23 protein-coding genes and 1 pseudogene are annotated in these 23349 nt (G+C 66.1%); 17 read left to right on the forward strand and 7 right to left on the reverse strand.

The features are described 5' to 3' along the window. The first annotated feature begins 17 nt into the window (after window positions 1-17). From shn_RS17060 to shn_RS17090, 7 genes are read left to right on the forward strand one after another with little or no spacing between them, the layout of a single operon-like run. Window positions 18-1298: an ABC transporter substrate-binding protein gene (locus tag shn_RS17060; protein ID WP_064331477.1), complete on the forward strand. Its 1281-nt coding sequence runs from the start codon at window positions 18-20 to the stop codon at window positions 1296-1298. Between the two features lie 52 nt (window positions 1299-1350). Continuing rightward, window positions 1351-2070, forward strand: a complete 720-nt coding sequence (locus shn_RS17065; protein WP_064331478.1) for an ABC transporter ATP-binding protein — start codon at window positions 1351-1353, stop codon at window positions 2068-2070. Beyond that, window positions 2067-2786: an ABC transporter ATP-binding protein gene (locus shn_RS17070; RefSeq protein WP_064331479.1), complete on the forward strand. Its 720-nt coding sequence runs from the start codon at window positions 2067-2069 to the stop codon at window positions 2784-2786. Before shn_RS17065 ends, shn_RS17070 begins: the two co-directional genes overlap by 4 nt. Then, on the forward strand, window positions 2773-3636 hold the full coding sequence (locus shn_RS17075; protein WP_064331480.1) for a branched-chain amino acid ABC transporter permease: 864 nt from the start codon (window positions 2773-2775) through the stop codon (window positions 3634-3636). Before shn_RS17070 ends, shn_RS17075 begins: the two co-directional genes overlap by 14 nt. Window positions 3637-3646: 10 nt before the next feature. Next, on the forward strand, window positions 3647-4726 hold the full coding sequence (locus tag shn_RS17080; protein WP_064331481.1) for a branched-chain amino acid ABC transporter permease: 1080 nt from the start codon (window positions 3647-3649) through the stop codon (window positions 4724-4726). Then, a complete protein-coding gene (locus shn_RS17085) occupies window positions 4719-6482 on the forward strand; it encodes an FAD-dependent monooxygenase (RefSeq protein ID WP_064331482.1) in 1764 nt (587 codons plus the stop codon). The genes shn_RS17080 and shn_RS17085 overlap by 8 nt, the downstream gene beginning before the upstream one ends. Beyond that, window positions 6482-7381, forward strand: a complete 900-nt coding sequence (locus shn_RS17090) for an intradiol ring-cleavage dioxygenase (RefSeq protein ID WP_064331483.1) — start codon at window positions 6482-6484, stop codon at window positions 7379-7381. Before shn_RS17085 ends, shn_RS17090 begins: the two co-directional genes overlap by 1 nt. A gap of 97 nt (window positions 7382-7478) precedes the next feature. On the opposite strand, the gene shn_RS17095 is transcribed toward shn_RS17090, so the two are convergent. Beyond that, window positions 7479-8378, reverse strand: coding sequence for a LysR family transcriptional regulator (locus shn_RS17095; RefSeq protein WP_064331484.1), 900 nt, complete (start codon window positions 8376-8378; stop codon window positions 7479-7481). 150 nt (window positions 8379-8528) lie between these two features. Between shn_RS17095 and shn_RS17100 the strand changes: the two genes are divergently transcribed. After that, the gene (locus shn_RS17100; protein ID WP_064331485.1) at window positions 8529-9218 is read left to right on the forward strand and encodes a hydrolase; all 690 of its coding nucleotides are present in this window, start codon (window positions 8529-8531) and stop codon (window positions 9216-9218) included. A 132-nt stretch (window positions 9219-9350) separates the two neighbouring features. Here the strand turns inward: shn_RS17100 and shn_RS17105 are convergent, their stop codons facing one another. The 3 genes and pseudogenes from shn_RS17105 to shn_RS17115 all read right to left on the reverse strand — a co-directional run bounded on the left by shn_RS17105 (window position 9351) and on the right by shn_RS17115 (window position 12634). After that, window positions 9351-10283, reverse strand: coding sequence for an MYG1 family protein (locus shn_RS17105; protein ID WP_064331486.1), 933 nt, complete (start codon window positions 10281-10283; stop codon window positions 9351-9353). A 164-nt stretch (window positions 10284-10447) separates the two neighbouring features. Then, entirely contained in the window at window positions 10448-11650 is a 1203-nt protein-coding gene (locus shn_RS17110; protein WP_064331487.1) for an NAD(P)/FAD-dependent oxidoreductase, read from the reverse strand. Between the two features lie 22 nt (window positions 11651-11672). Beyond that, window positions 11673-12634 (reverse strand): annotated as a pseudogene (locus tag shn_RS17115) (2-hydroxyacid dehydrogenase). Window positions 12635-12849: 215 nt separating this feature from the next. Here shn_RS17115 and shn_RS17120 point away from each other — a divergent pair. The 9 genes from shn_RS17120 (at window position 12850) to shn_RS17160 (ending at window position 20398) form a co-directional block, all read left to right on the forward strand. Further along, complete coding sequence (locus shn_RS17120) at window positions 12850-13650, forward strand: creatininase family protein (RefSeq protein ID WP_064331488.1); 801 nt, start codon at window positions 12850-12852, stop codon at window positions 13648-13650. Between the two features lies 1 nt (window position 13651). Further along, window positions 13652-14476, forward strand: coding sequence for an ABC transporter ATP-binding protein (locus shn_RS17125; protein WP_064331489.1), 825 nt, complete (start codon window positions 13652-13654; stop codon window positions 14474-14476). Beyond that, complete coding sequence (locus shn_RS17130) at window positions 14457-15311, forward strand: ABC transporter permease (RefSeq protein ID WP_064331490.1); 855 nt, start codon at window positions 14457-14459, stop codon at window positions 15309-15311. Before shn_RS17125 ends, shn_RS17130 begins: the two co-directional genes overlap by 20 nt. A 5-nt stretch (window positions 15312-15316) precedes the next feature. Beyond that, entirely contained in the window at window positions 15317-16531 is a 1215-nt protein-coding gene (locus shn_RS17135; RefSeq protein WP_064331491.1) for an amidohydrolase family protein, read from the forward strand. Further along, on the forward strand, window positions 16528-17895 hold the full coding sequence (locus shn_RS17140) for an FAD-binding oxidoreductase (protein WP_064331492.1): 1368 nt from the start codon (window positions 16528-16530) through the stop codon (window positions 17893-17895). The genes shn_RS17135 and shn_RS17140 overlap by 4 nt, the downstream gene beginning before the upstream one ends. A 23-nt stretch (window positions 17896-17918) precedes the next feature. After that, window positions 17919-18929: an ABC transporter substrate-binding protein gene (locus shn_RS17145; RefSeq protein WP_064331493.1), complete on the forward strand. Its 1011-nt coding sequence runs from the start codon at window positions 17919-17921 to the stop codon at window positions 18927-18929. 70 nt (window positions 18930-18999) lie between these two features. Further along, window positions 19000-19623 (forward strand): TetR family transcriptional regulator C-terminal domain-containing protein, encoded by a 624-nt coding sequence (locus shn_RS17150; RefSeq protein WP_064331494.1) that lies wholly within the window; start codon window positions 19000-19002, stop codon window positions 19621-19623. A gap of 5 nt (window positions 19624-19628) precedes the next feature. After that, window positions 19629-20009, forward strand: coding sequence for a RidA family protein (locus shn_RS17155; protein ID WP_064331495.1), 381 nt, complete (start codon window positions 19629-19631; stop codon window positions 20007-20009). A gap of 65 nt (window positions 20010-20074) precedes the next feature. Continuing rightward, on the forward strand, window positions 20075-20398 hold the full coding sequence (locus shn_RS17160; RefSeq protein ID WP_064331496.1) for a 2Fe-2S iron-sulfur cluster-binding protein: 324 nt from the start codon (window positions 20075-20077) through the stop codon (window positions 20396-20398). A gap of 8 nt (window positions 20399-20406) precedes the next feature. Here the strand turns inward: shn_RS17160 and fabI are convergent, their stop codons facing one another. The 3 genes from fabI to shn_RS17175 form a co-directional block, all read right to left on the reverse strand. Further along, complete coding sequence (fabI, locus tag shn_RS17165) at window positions 20407-21153, reverse strand: enoyl-ACP reductase FabI (RefSeq protein ID WP_064331497.1); 747 nt, start codon at window positions 21151-21153, stop codon at window positions 20407-20409. A gap of 127 nt (window positions 21154-21280) precedes the next feature. Next, window positions 21281-22210, reverse strand: a complete 930-nt coding sequence (locus shn_RS17170; RefSeq protein ID WP_064331498.1) for a bifunctional enoyl-CoA hydratase/phosphate acetyltransferase — start codon at window positions 22208-22210, stop codon at window positions 21281-21283. 39 nt (window positions 22211-22249) lie between these two features. Continuing rightward, window positions 22250-23347, reverse strand: coding sequence for an ABC transporter ATP-binding protein (locus shn_RS17175; protein ID WP_064331499.1), 1098 nt, complete (start codon window positions 23345-23347; stop codon window positions 22250-22252). Window positions 23348-23349: the final 2 nt, after the last annotated feature.

Raw genomic sequence — 23349 nt, forward strand, 5'->3', positions numbered from 1 at the left:
AAACGGGAGGAGGACCCATGCTGACGAGACGCGATTTCCTGAAGACGACGGCCGCAGGCAGCGCCGCCGCCCTGACATCCGGCCTTGCCATGCCGGCATTGGCGCAGAACGCGCCGGTCAAGCTCGGCTATGTGAGCCCGCAGACCGGCCCGCTCGCCGCCTTCGGCGAGGCCGACAGCTTCGTCATCGACAGCTTTCTGGCGGTCGCGAAATCGAAGGGGCTGAACTACGAGATCGTCGTCAAGGACAGCCAGTCGAACCCCAACCGCGCGGCGGAAGTCGCCAAGCAGCTCATCGTCGACGACGAGGTCAACCTGGTGCTCGTCGCCTCGACGCCGGAGACGACCAATCCCGTCGCAACGACCTGCGAGGCGGAGGGCATGCCCTGCATCTCCACCGTCGCGCCCTGGCAGCCGTGGTTCATCGGACAGCAGGGCAATCCCGGCGATCCGGCCGCCTGGAAGCCCTTCGATTATGCCTATCACTTCTTCTGGGGGCTGGAGGACGTCATCGCCGTCTTCACCAACATGTGGGCGCAGGTGGAGACCAACCGCAAGGTCGGCGGCCTCTTCCCCAACGACGGCGACGGCAATGCCTGGGGCGACAAGACCGTCGGCTTCCCGCCCGTGCTGGAGAAGATGGGCTATGCCCTCAACGACCCCGGCCGCTACCAGAACATGACCGACGATTTTTCCGCGCAGATCAACGCCTTCAAGGCCGGCGAATGCGAGATCGTCACCGGCGTCGTCATCCCGCCGGACTTCACCACCTTCTGGAACCAGGCGCGGCAGCAGGGTTTCCTGCCGAAGGTCGCCTCGATCGGCAAGGCGCTGCTCTTCCCGCAGGCGGTGGAGGCGCTCGGCGCGGCCGGGCACAACCTTTCCTCCGAAGTCTGGTGGTCGCCGAGCCATCCGTTCCAATCCTCGCTGACGGGTGAAAGCTCGGCCGAGGTCGCCGCCGCCTTCACCAGGGCGACCGGCCGGCCGTGGACGCAGCCGATCGGCTTCGCCCACGCGCTCTTCGAACTGGCGGTCGATGCGATCAATCGCGCCGAGGACCCGACGGACGGCGATGCGGTGGCCGCCGCCATCGCCACGACACGGCTCGACACGCTGGTCGGCACCATCGCCTGGGACGGCGCGGGCCTGCCGCCCTTCGCGGCGAAGAACGTGGCCAAGACGCCACTCGTCGGCGGCCAGTGGCGGCTGAAGGACGGCGGCGGCTACGACCTCGTCATCACCGACAACAAGACGGCGCCGGCCATTCCCGTCGGTGGTTCGATGGAAGCGATCGCCTGAACGTGAGGAATGCCGGCGGTGCCCGAAAAGCCCGCCGGCCGGAGGATCAACCATGTCCCTGTTGCAGCTCGATGGCGTTTCCAAACGGTTTGGCGCGCTCACCGTCGCCGATGCGATCGGCCTTTCCGTGGCGGAAGGCGAGGCGCTCGGCATCATCGGCCCGAACGGCGCCGGCAAGTCGACGCTCTTCAACCTAATCACCGGCACGATTTCGCCCGACAGCGGCACGATCCGCTTTGCCGGCGCCGACGTCACCCGCACGCCGCCGATGGCGCGCTGTCTTGCCGGCATGGGGCGCACGTTCCAGATCCCCCAGCCCTTCGAGAAGCTGACCGTCTTCGAAAACCTGCTGGTCGCCGGCAGTTTCGGCGCACGACGCAGCGAAGCGGACGCCTACGGCCGCTGCGCCGGAATCCTTGAGGAAACCGGCCTTCTCGACAAGGCCAACGTGCCGGCGGGCGGCCTCACCCTGTTGCAGCGGAAGCGGCTGGAACTCGCCCGGGCGCTTGCCACCGAACCGCGGCTGCTGCTGCTCGACGAGATCGCCGGAGGGCTGACGGAGGGCGAATGCCTCTCGCTCGTCGCCACCATCCGCGCCATCCATGCCAGGGGCGTCGCCGTGATCTGGATCGAGCATGTGCTGCACGCGCTGACCTCGGTGGTGGAGCGGCTGCTGGTGCTGAATTTCGGCCGGGTGATCGGCGTCGGCGCGCCGGCCGAGATCATGGCCTCGCGCGCGGTGCAGGACATCTATCTGGGGATCGAGATATGACTGCCCTCCTCGAAACCAGGGGCCTGACCGCCTTCTACGGCGATTTCCAGGCGCTGTTCGGCGTCGACATCACCATTGCCGAAGGGGAAACCATCGCCATCATCGGCGCGAACGGCGCGGGCAAGACGACGCTGATGCGCGCCATTTCCGGCGTGCTCGGGAGCGATCCCGAAAGCATCGTCTGCCGCGGCGAGGCGATCGGCGCGCTTGCCGCACCCGACATCCTTGCCCGCGGCATCGCCATGGTGCCGGAGGGGCGGCGGCTGTTTCCCTCGCTGACGGTCGAGGAGAACCTGCTCGTCGGCGCCTATGGCAAGCGGCGCGGCGCCTGGACGCTGGGCGGCGTCTACGATCTCTTCCCGATCCTGAAGGAGCGGCGCAACACCCCGGCGACGGCGCTGTCCGGCGGGCAGCAACAGATGGTGGCGATCGGCCGGGCGCTGATGGCCAATCCGGACGTGCTGCTCTGCGACGAGATCAGCCTCGGCCTCGCCCCGGTCGTCGTGCGCGACATCTACGCCGCCTTCCCGCGCATTCGCGCGAGCGGTGCCGCCATCGTCATCGTCGAGCAGGATATCGGCCAGGCGCTGAAGGTGGCGGACCGAGTCTATTGCATGATGGAGGGGCGCGTCACCCTCTCCGGCCGGCCGGAAGAATTGAGCCGCGACGACATCCACGCCGCCTATTTCGGAGCGCCAAGCCATGAACATGCTTGATACCATCGTCCAGGGCGTGCTGCTCGGCGGGCTCTATGCGCTGTTCGCCGCAGGGCTCAGCCTCGTCTTCGGCATCATGCGGCTCGTCAACCTCGCCCATGGCGACCTCATCGTGCTCGCCGCCTTCCTGCTGCTGGTGCTGGTGAGCACCCTTGGGCTCAACCCCTTCCTCGCCGCCCTCATCGTCGCGCCGGTGATGTTCGCGCTCGGCTATGGGTTGCAGGAGGTGCTGTTCAACCGCACGCTCGGCAAGGACGTGCTGCCGCCGCTGCTCGTCACCTTCGGCCTGTCGATCGTCATCCAGAACGGCCTGCTCGAAGGCTTTTCCGCAGACAGCCGCCGCATCTCCGCCGGCCCGCTGGAGACGGCCTCGATGGGCCTCGGCCCTATCACTGTCGGCCTCATGCCGCTGATGGCCCTGCTCTCGGCGGTCGCCGTCGTCGTCGGGCTCAACCTCCTGATCTACCGCACCGCGCTTGGCCGCGCCTTCCGCGCCACCTCCGACGACACCGTAACCGCCGGCCTGATGGGCATCCGCCCGCGAAAGATCTTCGCGGTGGCGACCGGTCTTGCCATGGTGGTGGTGACGATCGCCGCGCTTTATCTCGGCACCCGCGCCAATTTCGACCCGACCGCCGGCCCGGCCCGGCTGATCTATGCCTTCGAGGCGGTGATCATCGGTGGCCTCGGCTCGCTCTGGGGCACGCTCGCCGGCGGCGTCATCCTCGGCGTGGCGCAAACGGTCGGCGCGTCGATAAACCCCGAATGGCAGATCCTGTCCGGCCATCTCGCCTTCCTCGCCGTTCTCCTGATCAAGCCGCGCGGCCTTTTCCCGCGCGCCGTCGACTGAGGTGTTTTCGATGTCCATCGCCATGCCCACCCTCAAGGTCGAGACCGGCTCGAAAGTCTCTTCGCTCGCGCTGCTCGTCGCCTTCGCCGTGCTGGCGCTCGGCCTCGCCGCGCCCTTCCTCGTCTCGCGCGGGACGGTGCAGGATTTGTTCTTCATCCTCACCATGCTGGTGCTGGCGCAGAGCTGGAACCTGCTGGCGGGCTATGCGGGGCTGATCTCCGTCGGCCAGCAGGTCTTTGTCGGTTTCGGCGCCTATGCCATGTTCGGCGCGGTCATCCTCCTCGGCGTCGATCCGCTGCCGGCGATCCTCATCGCCGGGGTGTTGTCCATGCTGCTCGCCATCCCCACCGCTTTCTTCACCTTCCGTCTTTACGGCCCCTATTTCGCCATCGGCACCTGGGTGGTGGCGGAGGTCGTGCGCCTCCTCTTCGCCCAGTGGAAGGCGCTCGGCGGCGGCACAGGCACCTCGCTGCCGCGCGAGGCGGTGCGCGACATGGCGGGCGTCTCGCTGCTCCGCGATCTCTTCGGCATGAAGCCGGCCGAGGCGAGCGACGCCATCACCTACTGGCTGGCGCTCATCCTTGCCGCCACCACCATCGGCTTCATCTATCGCCTCCTGCGCAGCAAGCAGGGGCTCGGCCTTGCCGCCGTGCGCGACAACGAACAGGCCGCCCGCGCCGTCGGCGTCGATGCGCGGCGCATGAAGGCGCTGGTCTACCTCGCCACCGCCTTCCTCACCGGCCTTGCCGGCGCGCTGATCTACGTGCAGAAGGCCCGCATCTCGCCGGACGCCGCCTTCTCCGTCACCGACTGGACGGCCTATGTCATCTTCATCGTCGTCATCGGCGGCATCGGCACCATCGAGGGACCGATCCTCGGCGTCGTCCTGTTCTTCCTTCTGCAGAACCTCATGGCCGATTACGGCTCCTGGTATCTCCTGATGCTCGGTCTTTCCGGCATCCTCGTCATGCTTTTCGCGCCGCGCGGTCTCTGGGGGGCCTTTTCCGACCGCACCGGCATCCATCTCTTTCCGGTCCGCCGCAAGCTCACGGGCGGCCCATCCATCCACCAGGGAGGTTTTCATGGCTGACATCACAACCGACGTTCTCATCATCGGCACCGGCCCGGCCGGTTCCGCCACCGCCGCGCTGCTTGCGAGCTACGGCATCGAGAACATGGTTATCAACCGCTACCGCTGGCTGGCCAACACGCCGCGCGCCCACATCACCAACCAGCGCACCATGGAGGTGCTGCGCGATCTCGGCCGCGAGGTGGAGGACGAGGCCTACATGTTCGCCGCCGAACAGGAGTTGATGGGCGAGAACGTCTTCTGCACGGCGCTGGCCGGCGAGGAGATCGGCCGCATGAAGAGCTGGGGCATGCATCCCGCTTCCCGCGCAGAGCATCAGCTCTCCTCGCCGAGCAAGATGAACGACCTGCCGCAGACCTTCATGGAGCCGCTGCTCTTCAAGACCGCCTGTTCGCGCGGCACGCAGGCGCGCATGTCGACGGAATATGTCAGCCATGAGCAGGACGCCGACGGCGTCACCACCACCTGCCTCGACCGGCTGACCGGCAAGACCCTGACCGTGCGCTCGAAATATCTCGTCGGCGCGGACGGCGGCAATTCGAAGGTGGCCGAGCATGCGGGCCTTTCCTTCGAGGGCCGCATGGGTGTCGCCGGCTCGATGAACATCCTCTTCGAAGCCGATCTTTCCCGCTATGTCGCCCACCGCCCCTCGGTGCTCTACTGGGTCCTGCAGCCCGGCGCCGATGTCGGCGGCATCGGCATGGGGCTGGTGCGCATGGTGCGGCCCTGGCACGAATGGCTGATCGTCTGGGGCTACGACATCAACCAGCCGGCCCCGCAGGTGGACGAGGCGCATGCGAAAAAGGTCGTGCGCGACCTCGTCGGCGTCGCCGATCTCGACGTGACGATCAAGTCGGTCTCCACCTGGACCGTCAACAACATGTATGCGACGACGCTTTCGAACGGCCGCGTCTTCTGCATGGGCGATGCCATCCACCGCCATCCGCCGTCGAACGGGCTCGGCTCCAACACCTCCATCCAGGACGCCTTCAACCTCGCCTGGAAGCTCGCCTTTGTGCTGAAGGGGCAGGCCGGCGAAGGGCTGCTGGCAAGCTACGACGCCGAGCGCGCGCCCATCGCCAAGCAGATCGTCACCCGTGCCAACAGGTCGATCGAGGAATTCGGGCCGATCTTCAAGGCGCTCGGCCTGCTCGATTCCATCGACCCTGTGAAGATGCAGCAGAACATGGACGCCCGCTGCAACGACACGCCTGCCGCCGAGGAACAGCGCGCCGCCATCCGCAAGGCGATCGCGGCGAAGGTCTACGAATTCGACGCCCACGGCGTGGAGATGAATCAGCGCTACCGTTCGCAGGCCGTGGTGACCGATGGCGAAGCCGAGCCCGCCTTCGAGAAGGACCCGGAACTGCATTTCCAGCAGACGACCTGGCCGGGCGCCCGCCTGCCGCATGCCTGGCTCTTTGCCGAGGACGGCCGGAAGGTTTCGACGCTGGACCTGACGGGCCGCGGCCGCTTCACGCTGCTGACCGGCATCGGCGGGCAGGGCTGGGTCGAGGCGGCGAAGGTGGTCGGCCGCGAACGCGGCGTCGAGATCGCCGCCCACATCATCGGCCCGCGCCAGCAATGGCAGGATTTTTCCGGCGACTGGGCCGCTCTCAGCGAGGTGCGCGACGGCGGCGTCGTGCTGGTGCGGCCCGACCACCACGTCTGCTGGCGGCGGGCGGAAGGGACGGACGATCCGGCCGGCGACCTGCGCCGGGTGATGGCCGCCGTACTTGGAAAGGAAGACCGATGATGGACGAGCACGAAAAGGGTTTCTTCACCGAGGAAAACTCCGTCGAGGTCGTCGCCGGCCGCAACAGGAACGCGAAGGACGCGCGGCTGAAGGCGATCATGGAGGTCGTGACGCGCAAGCTGCACGAGGCGGTGAAGGAGATCGAGCCGACGCAGGAGGAGTGGATGGAGGCCATCCTCTTCCTCACCCGCACCGGCCAGATGTGCAACGAGTGGCGGCAGGAATTCATCCTGCTCTCCGATACGCTCGGCGTCTCGATGCTGGTCGACGCCATCAACAACCGCAAACCCTCCGGCGCCTCGGAAAGCACGGTGCTCGGGCCGTTCCATGTACAGGACGCGCCGGAACTGCCGATGGGCGCGAACATCTGCCTCGACCAGAAGGGCGAGGACATGGTGATCTCCGGCCGCATCCTCGACACGGCCGGCCGGCCGATCGACGGCGCGGTGCTGGATGTCTGGCAGGCCAACGACGAGGGCTTCTACGACGTGCAGCAGCTCGGCATCCAGCCGGAATTCAACCTGCGCGGCGTCTTCCGCACGGGGACGGACGGGCGCTACTGGTTCCGTGCCGTCAAGCCGAAATACTATCCGATCCCGCATGACGGGCCGGTCGGCCGGATGCTGAACCATCTCGGCCGGCATCCCTATCGCCCGGCGCACCTGCACTACATCCTCAAGGCCGAAGGCTTCGAGACGCTGATCACCCATATCTTCGACCCGCACGACCCCTATATCAACTCGGACGCCGTGTTCGGCGTGAAGCAGAGTCTCCTCGCCGATTTCCATCTCGTCGACGATCCCGCGCGGGCGAAGGGCTACGACTTCGCCGGGCCGTTCTGGGAGGTGGAGTACGACTTCGTGCTGGCGCGGAAGGGGGAGGCGCGCGGGGCAGCCTGAAGCATCAGGCCCCGTTGCAGAGGAATCCCGCTTCAGGCGTTCCGCTTCCCGGCACACCGGGGAGTAAGGCCGGCATCGGCGCGTCCGGTGGCCCGATCTACTGCAGTACGGACATGTAGGCCGGCACGTGCTGCTCGAAATATTTCGAGAAGGCCGCGATGCGGGGCGGCAGCGCCTGGTAGGGCGGGTAATAAAGGGTCAGCCACAGGTCGGGCGGCGACCAGCGCGGCAGCACATGCGCCAGCCGGCCGGCCTGCAGATGTGCCGCGACGTGGAAGCGCGGCAGCAGCGTGACGCCGGCACCCTCCGCCGCCATGTCGGCGAGGACGTCGCCATTGTTGGCGCTGAAGCTGCGGCCGGCGGAGATCTCGACGGTCGCGCTGCCGTCCGAAAGCACCCACGCCTCGCGGCGGCTTTCCCCGCTATAGGCAAGGCATTCGTCCGGCGCCAGTTCGCCGGGATGGTCCATGGCCGCAAACCGGCTTCCGGGCGCCGCCACGAGCACACGCGGAATCACGCAGACCTTGCGCCAGATGGTGAACTTGTCGGAAGGGGTCGAGGAGATGCGAATGGCGAGATCGAAATCCTGGTCGAGAATGTTGACGAAACCGTCCGCCAGCGAGATCTCGAAATTGATCTTCGGATAGAGTTTTCGAAAGCCGGTGAGGATCGGCGGCAGAACGGCCTTGCCGAACCATGTCGGCGCACTGATGCGAAGCCGTCCCTGGTCCGTCTTGTGGGCATCCATGATATCCTTGCGCGCCGTTTCGAGTGCCTGGAAGGCCGGCTGGATCTGGGCGGCGAAGATGGCGCCGTCCGTCGTCAGCGACACCTGCCGCGTCGTCCGCACGAAGAGCTGGAGGCCGAGTTCCTCCTCCAGCGCGGCAATGGTGCGCGTGATGGCGGCGGGCGCCATGTTGAGCTCCCGCGCCACCTGGGCGAAGTTCCGCTTTTCGGCGGCCAGCAGGAAGATGCGCAGGGCCTTGTAGTCGTTCACTTCGATTATTTCCGTAATCGCAATTCAGTGGACATTATTATTGTAATTCTCCAACGTAATCAACGCCGCTACATCTGTCTCCATCGAAATGCAGAAACGGCGAAGGCAGGGCAAGGGCCCTTCCTTCCCACATCAGAGAGGAGATAGACCATGTCCAGCAAACTCGAAGTCCTGACCCCGGAAAACAGCCAGATCATCTTCATCGACCAGCAGCCGCAGATGGCCTTCGGCGTCCAGTCGATCGACCGCCAGACGCTGAAGAACAATGTCGTGGGCCTCGCCAAGGCAGCCAGGGTCTTCGATATTCCGACAACCATCACGACCGTCGAGACGGACTCCTTCTCCGGGCATACCTATCCGGAACTTCTCGCCGTCTTCCCGGAAAACGACATCCTCGAGCGGACCTCGATGAACTCCTGGGACGACCAGAACGTTCGCGATGCACTCGCCAGGAACGCCGCGAACGGCCGCAAGAAGGTCATCGTCTCCGGTCTGTGGACGGAAGTCTGCAACACCACTTTCGCCCTCTCCTGCCTGCACGACACCGACTACGAGATCTACATGGTGGCCGATGCATCCGGCGGCACATCGGTGGATGCCCACAAATACGCGATGGACCGCATGGTCCAGGCCGGCGTCGTGCCCGTTACCTGGCAGCAGGTCCTCCTCGAATGGCAGCGCGACTGGGCCCACAAGAAGACCTATGACGCCGTCACCGCCATCGTGAAGGAACATTCCGGCGCCTACGGCATGGGCATCGACTATGCCGTCACCATGGTCCACAAGGGCGATGAACGCACCCGCCACGGCAAGCGCATCGGCCCCAACCCGGCACGATGACCATCGACCGCACCCCATCGAACAACGTGGCCGGCCCCTTGCGGGGCCGGCCTGCACATGTCTCGTCGGCGCGGATCGCCTCCCCCGGCCCGCCATACGGATCACATCGATGTCCCGAGGTCAGCCGGCCGCCTATGTTGCCGCTGCCGGCCCGGCATGCACGACCGCGATCCTCGCCATATCGAGCGCGGCATCGCGCGTTCTCGCCGCGGCGATGAAGCGGCCGTTATGGCAGAACGTTGCGTCGGCCACGCCGCAAACCGCTGCAAGATCCTCGCCGGACAGGCCGGCCCAACTCGCCGGAAGATCGGCCCGCAATTCGAATCCGTCGCTCGACCGCCTGATGCCGGTCAGGCACCAATCGTTCTCTCGCGGATGGACGACGAACAGAAGATGATCCGCACCCGCCTTCACGATTGCAGGCCGGAACGGCATCCCGATGGGAAGCTCCAGCACCGGATCGTCGCCAGCCGCCGTGATCGCCTGGAGCACGATCGCCTCCGCGCGCAGCTTCGCGGCGGCCTGCCTTATGCTCGCCTCTACGAAACTGCGCGCGATCGCAAGCGCATTCTGGAATGCCCGGCCGTCGGCATCCGGCTCCCTGTCATCGAAGACAGGCTTGAGCGTTTCCAGCAGGACAGGCAGCGTCAGCTTGGCCAGAGCGCCGGCAACCGACGGGCTCAAGGCTCCGTTGTCCATCAGATCGACCGGCAGCACGAAATCCATGTCGAAGCCTGCATGCAGGGCATCGATATCGGAAGCGGGAACGCCGACGGCCCTCAGGTAGTCCCGGCCGAACTGGCGCCAGATCAACCCGAAGGAGCTGAACGGCTGGCCATCCTCCCGCAACGGCGCCCCGCGCTGATGATGGTCGAATATCCCCATGGCCGGATCATAGGCGCCGCCGACATCATAGATGATCCTGTCGCTGCCGGGCGTAATCCACTGCGGCGCGCGGCTGCGCACGAGACGGGCAGCCGGAAACAGCCGCGTGAGGATCACGCTGGACAGCAGTTCATCCGCATGGAAGCCGCCGGAATGCGTTACAAGGAAGTCGGGGGCCATGCTGCTCAACCTGTCGATGGTTCTGTGTTTCCGATCACCGGCGTCGGATATCGATTGAGCCACCGGGTTTCAAGGAAAACATCAGCGGAAGCGCGGAAGGCATCCGGATGGACCTCCGCCGGGCACAGGCGCGATGCCGGCGGAAAAACGCGCCTCGGAGCCTGTCATATCAGGCTTTTCAGATCGAAACCCGCGTCGGCCACCTGGCCCGGCAAGGGTGAGCGCCCTGCCTCGATCAGACGTTTGCCCACCATGTAGCTGCGCGGCTCGTTCATGGCATCGACGGCGAGCAGCGCGCCTTGGCGGAAATACCAGTGCGAGCGCGCCCTCTCGTTCGCCCCCGGCCGCACCACCACCTGGTCGAATGCCATGTTCAGGCCGGCGATCTGCAGCTTCACATCATACTGATCGGACCAGAACCACGGCTTCGGCACGTAATCCGCCGCCGCGCCCAGCATGTTGGCGGCGACCGCCTCGGCCTGGTCGATGGCGTTCTGCACGCTTTCCAGCCGGATCATCTCGCCGCGATAGGGCAGGCGCGCGCAATCGCCGGCCGCCCAGATGGCCGGATCGCCGGTCCTGCCATGCGCATCGACGAGAATGCCGCCGTCGCAGGCAAGACCCGCCGCCGCCGCCAGCTCGTCATTGGCCGCCACACCGATGCCGACGATGACGAAATCCACTTCGCGGCGCGAACCGTCCGAAAGCGCCGCCGAGATCGCCTCCCTGCGCTCCAGCCCGGCAAGGCCCGTCCCTTCGAGGATTTCGACGCCGTTGCCGGCATGGAGGTTCCGGAAATAGTCCGAGGTCTGCGGCGCGGCGACGCGCTGGAGAATGCGTTCGGCCGCCTCGATCAGCGTTACCTTCAGGCCGAGCCTGGCCGCCACCGCCGCCGCCTCCAGCCCGATATAACCGCCGCCGACGACCAGCACCCGCCGCCCTTCGCGGAATTCCGGGGCCATGCGATCGACATCGGCCAGGTTGCGCACCACATAGACGCCCTGCAGGCCGCCCCCGAGCGCGGCCGGCAACGCACGCGGCGTCGCTCCCGTCGTCAGCGCCAGTTGGTCATAGGCCACCACGTCGTTGCCGAGACGGACCTGCCGCGCGGCACGATCGATGGCGGCGACCTTTTCACCGAGCAGCAGGGCAATGTCGTTGTCCGCGTAGAAGCGTTCGGGCCGCAGGTGCAGCTGCTCCAGCGTCATTTCCCCCATCAGGTACTTCTTGGAGAGCGGCGGGCGCTGGTAGGGCAGCGTGCCCTCCTCGCCGATGAGGGTGATGCGCCCGCCAAAACCGAGGCCCCGCAGCTTGGCCGCCAGTGACGAGCCGGCCTGCCCGGCCCCCAGGATCGCAATATGGTCCATGTCGTCCTCCCCTCCCTCGTGTTCACGCGACCCGGTTTTCCGGCGTATCGCCGCGGAAAAAGGCTTCCAGATTGTCGAGCGCCGTCATGCCCATCGCCGCGCGTGCCGCATGCGTCGCCGAGCCGAGATGGGGCAGCAGCACGACGTCGTCGCGTTCGCGCAGGGCGGCCGGCACGGCGGGCTCGAATTCGTAGACATCGAGCGCCGCCCCGGCGATCCGGCGATGGTCCAGCGCCCGGATCAGCGCCGCCTCGTCCACCACTTCACCGCGCGAGACATTGACGAGATGCGCCTCAGGCCGCATCAGCATGAAGGCACGCTCGTCGATCAGGTGGCGCGTCTCGTTGCCGCCCGGCACGGTCAGCACGACGAAGTCGGCGCGCCGCAGCAATTCATCCAGCGGCACCTGCATCGCCTCCACGCCGGGCACCGTCTTCGGTGAGCGGTTGTGGAACAGCACCCGCATGCCGAAACCGGCGGCGGCGCGCCGGGCGACCTCCTGCCCGATGCGCCCCATGCCGACGATACCGACCGTGCTGCCGGAAACGTCCTGGCCGAGAAGCTGCACCGGGTGCCAGCCCTTCCACTCCCCCGATCGCACGAGCCGCTCGCCCTCGCCCGCACGGCGCGCGCTCATCAGCAGAAGCAGCATGGCGAGATCGGCGGTCGGGCCGGTGACGGCCCCCGGCGTGTTGGTGACGGCGATGCCGGCGCCTGCGGCGGCAGCAAGGTCGATATGGCTGACCCCGGCCCGAAATTGGCAAGGATGCGGCAGCGCGGCGATACCACGCCCGCAAACACCGCCGGGGAAAAGACGTCGCCGAGCGAGGGCAGGATCGCGTCATGATCGAGGAGGGCGGCGGAGAGTTCCGCCGTTGTCGTGGGGCCCGTGTCCTTGCGGATCGTCAGGTCGAAGAGCGTGCCCGCACGCTCATGCACGGGCGCTGGCAGAGGGCGTGTGATCAACAGGCGCGGTCGTCTCATGAGTCCTCCCAGACGCCGTCCCGGCCATCCTCCCGATAGCTGGAACCACGAATAAACATGATGATAATCAAAAGCTTATCGTAACACTTGGAAAGAACATACCAAATAGTTTGACCATTTGCTATGAGTTTGTTTATCTAAACCCGGAGGAAGAGGAGAAGCAAGATGGAGTTTCTGTCAGCAACGGGTGTCTCTGACGGCACGGAGGCTTTTCGATGAAGCGTTTCTGGGCCGACTATTCCAGCCGCGATTTCACCGCGCTCGATCGCGGGCGCATCATCGCCGTCCTTCCCATCGGGGCCATCGAGCAGCACGGGCCGCACCTGCCCATGTCCGTCGACAGTTGTACGGTCGACGGGGTGACACGCCGCCTCGCAAAAGCCCTGCCGGAGGACAGCCCGGTGCTCTTCCTGCCCACGCAGGCCGTCTGCAAGAGCGACGAACACATCGACTATCCCGGCACGCTCACCCTTTCGGCCGAAACGCTGATCCGTGTGCTCACCGAGATCGGCGCCAGCGTGGCGCGCTCGGGCGTGCGCAAGTTCGTTCTCCTCAACGGCCATGGCGGCAACATCCCGATCATGGACGTCGTCACCCGCCAGTTGCGCATCGCGCACGACATGCTGGCCTTCTCGGTCAACTGGTTCGGCTTCGGCATGCCGGAGGGCATCTATTCCGATGTCGAGCGCACCCACGGCATCCATGCCGGCGACATGGAAACCTCCGTCCTGCTGGCGCTCGATCCCGACAATGTGGACATGACCGCCGCCCGCGACTTCCGCTCGCGCGGCCAGGATCTTGTCGAAAACTTCCGCCATCTCGGCCTCGGCCGCGGCGCGAAGCCCGGCTGGAAGACGCAGGACTTCAGCGCCGCCGGAGCCTGCGGCGAGGCGCATCTCGCCACCGCCGCAAAGGGCGAGGCGACCCTCGACCACGCCGTCGCGCGCCTCGTCGAAGCCATGGCGGAAATCGACAGCCTGCCGGCCGACTGGCTGGACAGAAAACCGGAGTGGTAGCATGAACGCGGCAAGCCCCCTCCCCAAGGCCGCCGGCCTCACCGGCGCCCCCGTCCTCATCGACATGAAGGACGTCTCCAAGCGCTTCGCCAACGGCACCGTGGCGCTGCGCGGCATGTCGCTACAAATCCGCAACGGCGAATTCGTCTCCTTCCTCGGCCCCTCCGGCTGCGGCAAGAGCACGGCGCTGAAGATGATCTCGGGCCTTCTGTCCTTCTCGTCGGGTTCGATCACCGTCAACGGCCATCCGGCCGGCGAAAGCCCCCATGGCAGCGATATCGGCTATGTCTTCCAGGAAGCGACGCTGATGCCCTGGGCGACGGTGTTCGAGAACGTCTTCCTGCCGCTGAAATTGCAGGGGCTCGGCAAGGGCGAGGCGAAGGCCCGCGTGGAAGAGGCCCTTTCCATGGTGGGCCTTGCCAATTTCGCCCGCTCCTATCCGCGCGAGCTTTCGGGCGGCATGAAGATGCGCGCCTCCATCGCCCGCGCCATGGTGACGAAGCCGAAGCTGCTTTTGATGGACGAGCCCTTCGCGGCACTCGACGAGATGACGCGCTCCAAGCTCAACGACGAAGTGCTGGGCCTCTGGCGCTCGCACGGGCTGACGGTGATCTTCGTCACCCACTCGGTCTTCGAATCCGTCTATCTCTCCAGCCGCGTCGTGGTCATGGCCGCGCGCCCCGGCCGCGTGGTGCACGATATCGCGCTGCCCGGCGCCGACACGCGCACGAGCGCCTACCGCATGACGTCGGAATACACCGATAACTGTCGTCTCGTCAGCAACGCACTCGAAGGGACCATGGACCATGTCGATCTCAACCATTGATCCCGCCGTTGCCGAAAGCGAAATCCTCGATCCGCGCACCCTTCTCGAACGCCGCGAGCGGCGCCTGCGCGTCATCATGCCCATCGTCTCGATCCTCGCGGTGCTGGGCCTGTGGGAATTCCTCGTCTGGTACAACGAGGTGCCGCATTACCTCATCCCCGCGCCGAGCCTGATCGCGAAAACGCTGGTGCAGGACTGGTCGTCGCTGATGCAAAGCGCAGCCTTCACGGTCAAGCTGACGCTGCTCTCGCTTGGCCTCGCCATCATCGGCGGCGTGCTGCTCGGCATGCTCTTCGCCCTGTCGCGCACGGTGGAGATGTGCCTCTTCCCCTTCGCCGTCATATTGCAGGTGACGCCGATCATCGCCATTGCGCCGCTGATCCTCATCTATGTCAGCAACACCTTCTTCGCGCTGCTCATCTGCGCCTGGATCGTCGCCTTCTTCCCGATCCTGTCGAACACGGCGATCGGCCTGCGCAGCGCCGACCATAACCTGCGCGACATGTTCCGGCTCTACCAGGCGACGCCCTGGCAGCGCCTGCGCCATCTCCTGATCCCCTCGGCGCTGCCCTATTTCATGGCAGCGCTGAAGATCGCCGGCGGCCTGTCGCTGATCGGCGCGGTCGTCGCCGAGTTCGTCGCGGGCACGGCGGGGCAGAACACCGGCCTTGCCTCGCGCATCCTCGAATCGAGCTTCCGCAACGAGATCCCGCGCATGTTCGCCGCGCTGTTCCTCGTCTCGGTGCTGGGCGTCGGCATCTTCCTCGTCACGTCCTGGCTGTCGCATCTCGTGCTCGGCCACTGGCACGAAAGCGAAATCAAGCGCGAGACGTGAACCCCATGCGGACCACCGAGACCACCAGCCCCGCCGATGCCGGCGCCGGCGGCCAGCGCCTTGCGGGCGTCAGCCTCGCCGGCCGGGAGGGGCACTGGGACATCGCCGTCAGCGGCGGCCGCATCGCGGCCATCGCCCCCTCGTCCAGCCGGGGCGGCGGCCTCGTCCTGCCGCTGATGGCCGACATCCATACCCATCTCGACAAGACCTTCACCGCGCCCCGCATGCCGGCCCGCGCCACCTCGCTGTTCCACGCCATCAAGATGATGCAGGCCGACGCCGCGCTCTGGGATCATGCCGATCTCCGGCAGCGGGCGAGCCGAGCCCTCGACCGCGCCTATCGCCACGGCACGGCGCTGATGCGCAGCCATGTCGACTGGTACGGCGCGTCGCCGCCGGCGGCCTGGACCGTGCTGCGCGACCTTGCCGACGAATGGCAGGGCCGCATCCACCTCGAATTCGCCTCGCTGACCCCGCTCGACCTCTTCGCCGAGATTGGCGAGGCCATCGCCCGCGAGGTCAAGGCGGCCGGCGGGGTGCTCGGGGCCTTCATCTATCGCAACGACACCCTCGACGCCCGGCTTGCGCAGGTCTTCGACCTCGCGGAAAAGCACGACCTCCTCCTCGATTTCCATGTCGACGAGGGGCTGGAGGTCGAGGCGCGCGGCATCGACGCCATCGTGGCGGAGACCGAACGGCGCGGCCTTGCCGGCCGGGTCCTGTGCGGGCATGGCTGCGCGCTCTCGGTGCGTGATCCCGCCGAGGTCGCGGACGTTCTCGCCCGGGCGGGCGCAGCGGACGTCGGGCTGACGGTGCTGCCCGGCTGCAACGCCTACCTGCAGGATGCGAAGGCTGGCCGCACGCCGCGCCTGCGCGGCCTTGCGCCCCTGCACGAGGCACGCGCCGCCGGGCTGAAGGTGATGATCGGCTCCGACAACGTGCGCGACGCCTTCTTCCCCTTCGGTGACTACGACCTCTTCGACGCCTTCCGCGGCGCGACCCTGCTCGGCCACCTCCAGCCCGAGGACTGGCTGGACGCGGTGAGCGAGACGCCCGCCCGCTGGATGGGCCTGAGCCTTGCGCTTGCCGAAGGCGGTCCCGCCGATTTCATCCGGCTCGACGCCGAGGACCTTATCGATGCCCTGAGCCGACCGCGTGCCGACCGCACTGTCTGGCGCAATGGCCGCATCCTGACAGACCATCAAGGAGAACAGACATGACCGGACACCGCGACTGGACGTCGATCAAGGCGGCGCTGAATGGGATCCGCGCCCATGACGACGAGAACTACATCGCCGCGCGCTCGCGCGACTACTTCTGGTACAGCCCGATCCTCAACGAGCAGCTCAAGGACAAGCTCGGCGAGCTGGTCGTCGTGCCGCAGACCGTCGAGGAGGTCATGCATGTCGCCTCCGTCGTCGCCCGCCACAAGGTTCCCCTCACGCTGCGCGGCGGCGGCACCGGCAATTACGGCCAGTGCGTGCCGCTGGAAGGCGGCATCGTCATGGACCTCACCCGCCTCGACAAGGTGATCGAGATCACCGACGGCCATGTGCGCGTGGAGGCGGGCGCCCGCATCTCGCGGCTCGACGACGCCGCGCACGAGACCGGGCAGGAACTGATGATGTATCCCTCGACCCGCCAGATGGCGACCATCGGCGGCTTCGTCGCCGGCGGCTCGGGCGGCATCGGCTCGCTGCGCCACGGCATGCTGCGCGATCCCGGCAACCTCACCTATGCCAAGGTCGTCACCGTCGAGCCGGAGCCGCAGGTCATCGAGCTTTTCGGCGAGGACGTGCAGAAGGTGCAGCACGCCTACGGCACCAACGGCATCGTGGTGGAGCTCGGCGTCGGCCTCACCCGCGCGACGGACTGGATCCACACCGCCGCGCTCTTCGACGGCTACGACGCGGCGCTGCGCTTCGCCTCCTCCGCCCAGGAGAAGGGCCTCGACTGCTATCTGCTGACCACCGTCGAGCGCCGCTTCGCGCCCTTCTACAACAAGCTCGGCGATCTCTTCCCGGCCGACCGGGACGCCGTCTTCGCCATGGTTGCGCCCGGGGAGATGGCGCGCTTCACCGCCGAGGCCGAGGCGCATGGCGGGCGCATCTCCTTTGCCATGCGCAAGCCGGAGATCCGCGCCGCCGGCCTGCAGCCGGCCTATGAATGCGGCTGGAACCACACAACGCTGCAGGCCCTCAAGGTGGACAAGAGCTGGACCTACCTGCAGGTCGCCTATCCGCGGCCCTTCGATCCAGACCTCGTGCTCCGCCAGATGGCCCGCTACGGCGAGGAGATCTACTGGCACCACGAAATGGCGCGCATGGATGGCGAGGTGCAGATCTTCGCCCTGCCGCTGGTGCGCTATCGCGGCGAGGAGGCCATGTACCGGCTCATCGCCGAGCTGGAAGAGACGGACGGCTGCACGATCTTCGACCCTCATGTCGTGACCATCGAGGACGGCGGCATGAAGCAGATCGACCAGACGCAGATCGAATTCAAGAAACGCGCCGATCCGTACGGCCTGATGAACCCCGGCAAGACCCGGGGCTGGACCGACGGCATGGCCCGCACCGATACCTGAGACAACCAAAGGGGAAAACGCGCATGAAACGCATGACAAGTCTTTTCGCCGCCGTGGGCCTGCTGCTCGCCGCCGGCTCCTCCTGGGCGGCCGACAAGGTCGTCTTCGGCACCAACTGGCTGGCGCAGGGCGGCCATGGCGGCTTCTACCAGGCCGTGGTGGACGGCACCTATGCCAAATACGGCCTCGACGTCGAGATCAAGATGGGCGGCCCGCAGGTCAACACACGGCCGATGCTGCCGGCCGGCCGGCTCGACTTCCTGATGGGCGGCAACCTGCTGCTCGCCTTCGACAACGTGCGCAACGGCATTCCCACCACCGTCGTCGCGGCGATCTTCCAGAAGGATCCGCAGGCCTTCATGGCGCACAAGGGCGAATATGCCGATTTCGCGGCGCTCACCAAGGCCCCCTCCATCCTCGTTTCCAAGGACGGCCAGTTCAGCTTCTGGCAGTGGATGGTCACCCGCCTCGGCTTCAAGGACGAGCAGTTGCGTCCCTACGGCTTCAACCTCGCGCAGTTCCTGAGCGACAAGTCGATGGTGCAGCAGGCCTATGGCACCGCCGAGCCGCTCTACGCGGCGAAGGAAGGCGCCAAGGTCGACGTGTTCCTGCTCGCCGACCAGGGCTGGAGCACCTACGGTTCGATCATCGAGACCCGCAGCGAGCTGGTCGAGAACAATCCCGACCTCGTGCAGCGCTTCCTCGACGCCTCGATCGAGGGCTGGAACAACTACCTTTACGGCGACCGCGCTGCCGCCTATGCGGCGATCATCGCCGCCAACCCGGAAATGACGGTCGAAAAGCTCGACGCCGAGATGGCGCAGTTCGACAAGCTTGAGATCATCGATTCCGGCGAGGCGGTGGAGAAGGGCATCGGCGCGATGAGCCCCGAGCGCATCAAGGCCTTCCATGACCTTGCCGTCGAAAGCAAGATCATCGAGGCTGGCGCCGTCGATCTCTCGAAGGTCGCCGACACGCGCTTCGTCAACAAGGGCAAGGGTCTCGACATCAAGACCAGGCTGACGGGCAAGTAACCGAAACCGCGGGCCGGCGCCGACCGTGCCGGTCCGCTCCCGACGCATCGCCAGGAAGGCCAGGATCGCCATGAGCACACTTCAGAAAAAGCGGCAGGAAATCCACGCCGCCATCCGCAACGCGGCCATCCAGGAGTTCGCACGCAACGGTTTGTCGGGTACCTCCACCCAGGCGATCGCGCTCACGGCCGGGATCACCAAGGCCCAGTTGCACTATTACATCTCCTCCAAGGAGGAACTCTACCAGCAGGTCCTCAGCGACATCGTCGGGGCCTACAAGGACATCTTCTTCCTCTCCGCCTCGCGCGACGATCCGGCGCTGGCGATCACCCAGTATATCAAGCGCAAGGTGCGCCACACGCTGGAATTTCCCGATCTCTCGCGCTTCTTCGCCAATGAGATCGCCCGTGGTGCACCGGAGATGACGCCCCACTGGGCGGCGCTCAAGGCCGCGGTCGAGGAGGCGAACGCCGTGATCCAGCAATGGATCGACAGTGGCAAGATCGCCCCCGTCGATCCGCTGCTCTTCCAGATGAACATCTGGGCGGTGACCCAGCACTATGCCGAATACGAGGCGCAAGCCCGCGTGCTGATGGACAGGCCGGGAAGCGAGGCGCTCGACGCGGACCGCATCATCGCCGAAGCGACCGAGCTCTTCCTGCGCCGCTGCGGGCTTTCCGGCAAGGAGGCGTGACAGCCATGAAGACGCTGCAACCCGCCATCCTGCCCGCGCCCTTCGGCCGCTATTCCCACGGCGTCGCTTCGGAAAAGCTTATCGTCACCTCCGGCCAGCTCGCCCTTGCCGGCGACGGCACGATCCCCGAGGGCGTCACCGCCCAGGCGGAACTATGCTTCGCCAATATCCGCGCCATCCTTGCCGAAGCCGGCGCAGACTTTTCCCATGTCCTGCGCTTCAACGCCTTCGTGACGGAGCGCGCGCACATGGCCGACTACATGGCCGTGCGCGACCGCCTCGTCGCCGACCTTCCGGTCAAGCCCGCCTCCACCCTCATGATCGTTTCCGGCTTCACCCGGCCGGAATTCCTGGTCGAGGTCGAGGCGACGGCGCTCCTGCCCTGAAGAGTTCCAGCAGACCGCCAAGCGGTTCTGCCCCCGGAAGTGCGCACGAAAAAGGAAAGACGAGGATGGTGCAGATCACCTTTGTGGAACATGACGGAAGCCGCCATGTCGTGGAGGCCGCTGCCGGCATGACGCTGATGGAGGCGGCCCGCGACGACGACGTGCGCGGCATCCTCGCCGAATGCGGCGGGGCCTGCTCCTGTTCCACCTGCCATGTCTATGTCGCACCCGAATGGGTGGACCGGCTGCCGGCCATCTCGGCGCTGGAACAGGACATGCTCGACTTCGCCCACGACCCGGACCCCGCCCGCTCGCGCCTTTCCTGTCAGATCAAGCTGACGGACACTCTCGACGGCCTGCTCGTCGACCTGCCGGAGCGGCAGGGATAGTTTCATCTCTAGCCTAGGATATTGTAGCCGGCATCGACATAGATCGTCTGCCCGGTGACGAAACGGGCCTTGTCCGACAGCAGGAACGATGCCGCCTCGCCGACCTGTTCGATGGTCACCAGTTGTTTGAGCGGCGTTTCGTCCGCGGCCCTCACCAACAGGTCGTCGAAATGCGAGAGCCCCGAAGCGGCGCGGGTCTTCACCGGCCCTGTGGAGAGTGCATTCACACGGATGGCCTTGCCGCCCAACTCCACCGCCAGATAGCGAACCGTGGATTCGAGGGCCGCCTTGACCGGCCCCATGATGCCATAGCCGGGAACCACCTTCTCGGACCCGTAGAAACTCATGGTGAGGATGGCGCCGCCATCGGGCATCAGTGGCTCCGCGCGCCGGGCAAGCCGGATGAGCGAATGGCAGGAAATGTCCATGGCGATCGAAAAACCTTCCGGCGAGCTGTCGACGACACGCCCCTGCAGGTCCGCCTTTGGCGCGAAGGCTATCGAATGCAGCAGGAAATCGAGCCGGTCCCAGCGTGCCTCGATGGCCTTGAAAACATCGTCCATCTGTTCCGGCCGGCATATGTCGAGCGGCAGGAAGATCGGCGCCCCGAGTTCGTCCGCAAGGGGCTCCACATGCGGCCTGGCCTTGTCGTTCTGGTAGGTGACGGCAATGTCAGCGCCGAGCGCCTTGAGCGCCACGGCGCAGCCCCAGGCCAGCGACTGGTCATTCGCGAGGCCGACAATCAGACCCTTCATCGCCCTTCCTCCAAGAGCGCGCGTGCATGGATCGCCATCGTCATCTCCTCGTCGGCCGGAATCACCAGGGCCTTGAATGGCGGCAGAAACGCAGGCCTTGCAACACCCGCCTCCCGGAGGACGTGGTTCACTTGATCTGCCCCTTATCGCGCGCCTCGGCAAGAAGCACCGCGAGCGCGCAGGACAACAGCCGCGCCCGCTCGTTGTCCGCCCGGCTTGTCAGGATAACGGGCACGCGGGCCCCGAGCACGATGCCGGCCGCCTCCGCACCGCCAAGAAAGGTCAATTGCTTGGCCAGCATGTTGCCGGCCTCGATATCGGGAACGACAAGGATATCCGCCTGACCGGCAACCTCGGAGACGATACCCTTCTCAATGGCCGCCTCCGCGCTGATCGCGTTGTCGAAGGCCAGCGGCCCGTCGATGACGCAATCCGTGATCTGGCCGCGATCCGCCATCTTGCAGAGCGCGGCGGCATCAAGCGTCGCCTGCATCTTCGGATTGACCGTCTCGACGGCGGCAAGGACAGCCACTTTGGGAAGCACCCTTTTCCCGAAGACCACGCGCCAGAGATCGGCGGCATTCTGCACGATGTCGGCCTTGGCCGGCAGGTCGGGAAGGATGTTCACCGCAGCATCGGTGATGATGAAAGGCTTGGGGTAGCTCGCGATGCTCATGAGATAGGCATGGCTGATCCTGCGCTCCGTCCTCAGCCCCGCATCCTGTCGCACGACGGCTGCGAGTAGTTCGTCGGTATGGAGCGATCCCTTCATGATCGCGTCGACCTGATGGCCGGCCGCCAGCTCCGCGGCCTTCGCCGCAGCGGCATGGCTGTGCTCCACGTCCACCAGCTCCCAGCCGGAAATATCGACCGAGGCGGCAGCGGCCGCCTCCTCGATTTTCGCCCTCGGCCCGATCAGAACCGGTACGATGAGCTTTTCGCGCACCGCCTCGTCGACGGCTTCGAGCACGTTCGGCTTGACCGGATGGACAACCGCTGTCCTGGTCGGCGACAGTGCCTTGCACAGCGCCAGGATCGCATCAGTCGCCTCGGTCATGCAGGAACCTCTCTCACCAGGATGAATCGCCAGCGGACTTTACGATTCCTCCCGTAACATCGAAAGGCCCGTCGCGCGATCGAAGACGTGCAGGCTTTCGCCACCGACGGAAAAGGCCACGGGAGCGCCGGTCGTCGGCCGGCTGCTTGCGGGAACGAGGGCGCCGATCTCCTTGCCACCCACACGGAAGGAAACGAGGGCACTGTCGCCGTGGAATTCGACGAGATCGGCGATGCCGGCGAGGGTGTTCTCCCTGTTGCCTTCGAGAGAAGCGGCCGAAAGCGACGATGGCCTCACGCCGAGGGTGAGGGCCTGCCCCTCCTTGATCTCGAAGCGCCCGCGGTCGGCCCTGAAGCGCACGCCATCGCCTTCGAGCAGCCAGGCCTGGCCGTCGGAACGCGCCGTGACGTCGAGGAAGTTCATGTTCGGCGTGCCGATGAAGCCGGCAACGAAGAGTGTGCGGGGACGCTCGTAGATCTCCGCGGGCGTGCCGACCTGCTCGATCGCGCCACCCTTCATGAGCACGATACGGTCGGCCAACGTCATCGCTTCGAGCTGGTCGTGCGTGACATAGATCGTCGTGGTCTTCAGCTTCTGGTGCAGCCGGGCGATTTCCACGCGCATATGGTTGCGCAGCTTGGCATCGAGGTTGGAGAGCGGTTCGTCGAAGAGGAAGACGCGCGGCGTCTTGATCATGGCGCGGGCGATCGCCACGCGCTGCTGCTGGCCGCCGGAGAGCTCCGTCGGCTTGCGGCCGAGATAGGGCTCCAGCCCGAGCGTGCCGGCGACGGCCTTTATGCGGCTGTCGATCTCGGCCCTGTCGACCTTCATGCGCTTCAGGCCGAAGGCGATGTTGTCGTAGATCGTCATGTGCGGATAGAGCGCGTAGTTCTGGAAGACCATCGCAACGCCGCGGTCGCGCGGTTCGAGATCGTTGACGGTGCGGCCGGCAATGGAGACCGCACCGCCGGAGATTTCCTCCAGCCCCGCGATCATGCGCAGCAGCGTCGATTTCCCGCAACCGGAGGGGCCGAGGAAGACGACGAATTCGTGGTCCTCGATCTCCAGATTGAAGTCCCGGATGACGCTGACGGCGCCGTAGGCCTTGTCGACACGGCTGCAGACGATGTTTGCCATGC

This window comes from Shinella sp. HZN7, from assembly GCF_001652565.1.
Lineage (GTDB): Bacteria > Pseudomonadota > Alphaproteobacteria > Rhizobiales > Rhizobiaceae > Shinella > Shinella granuli.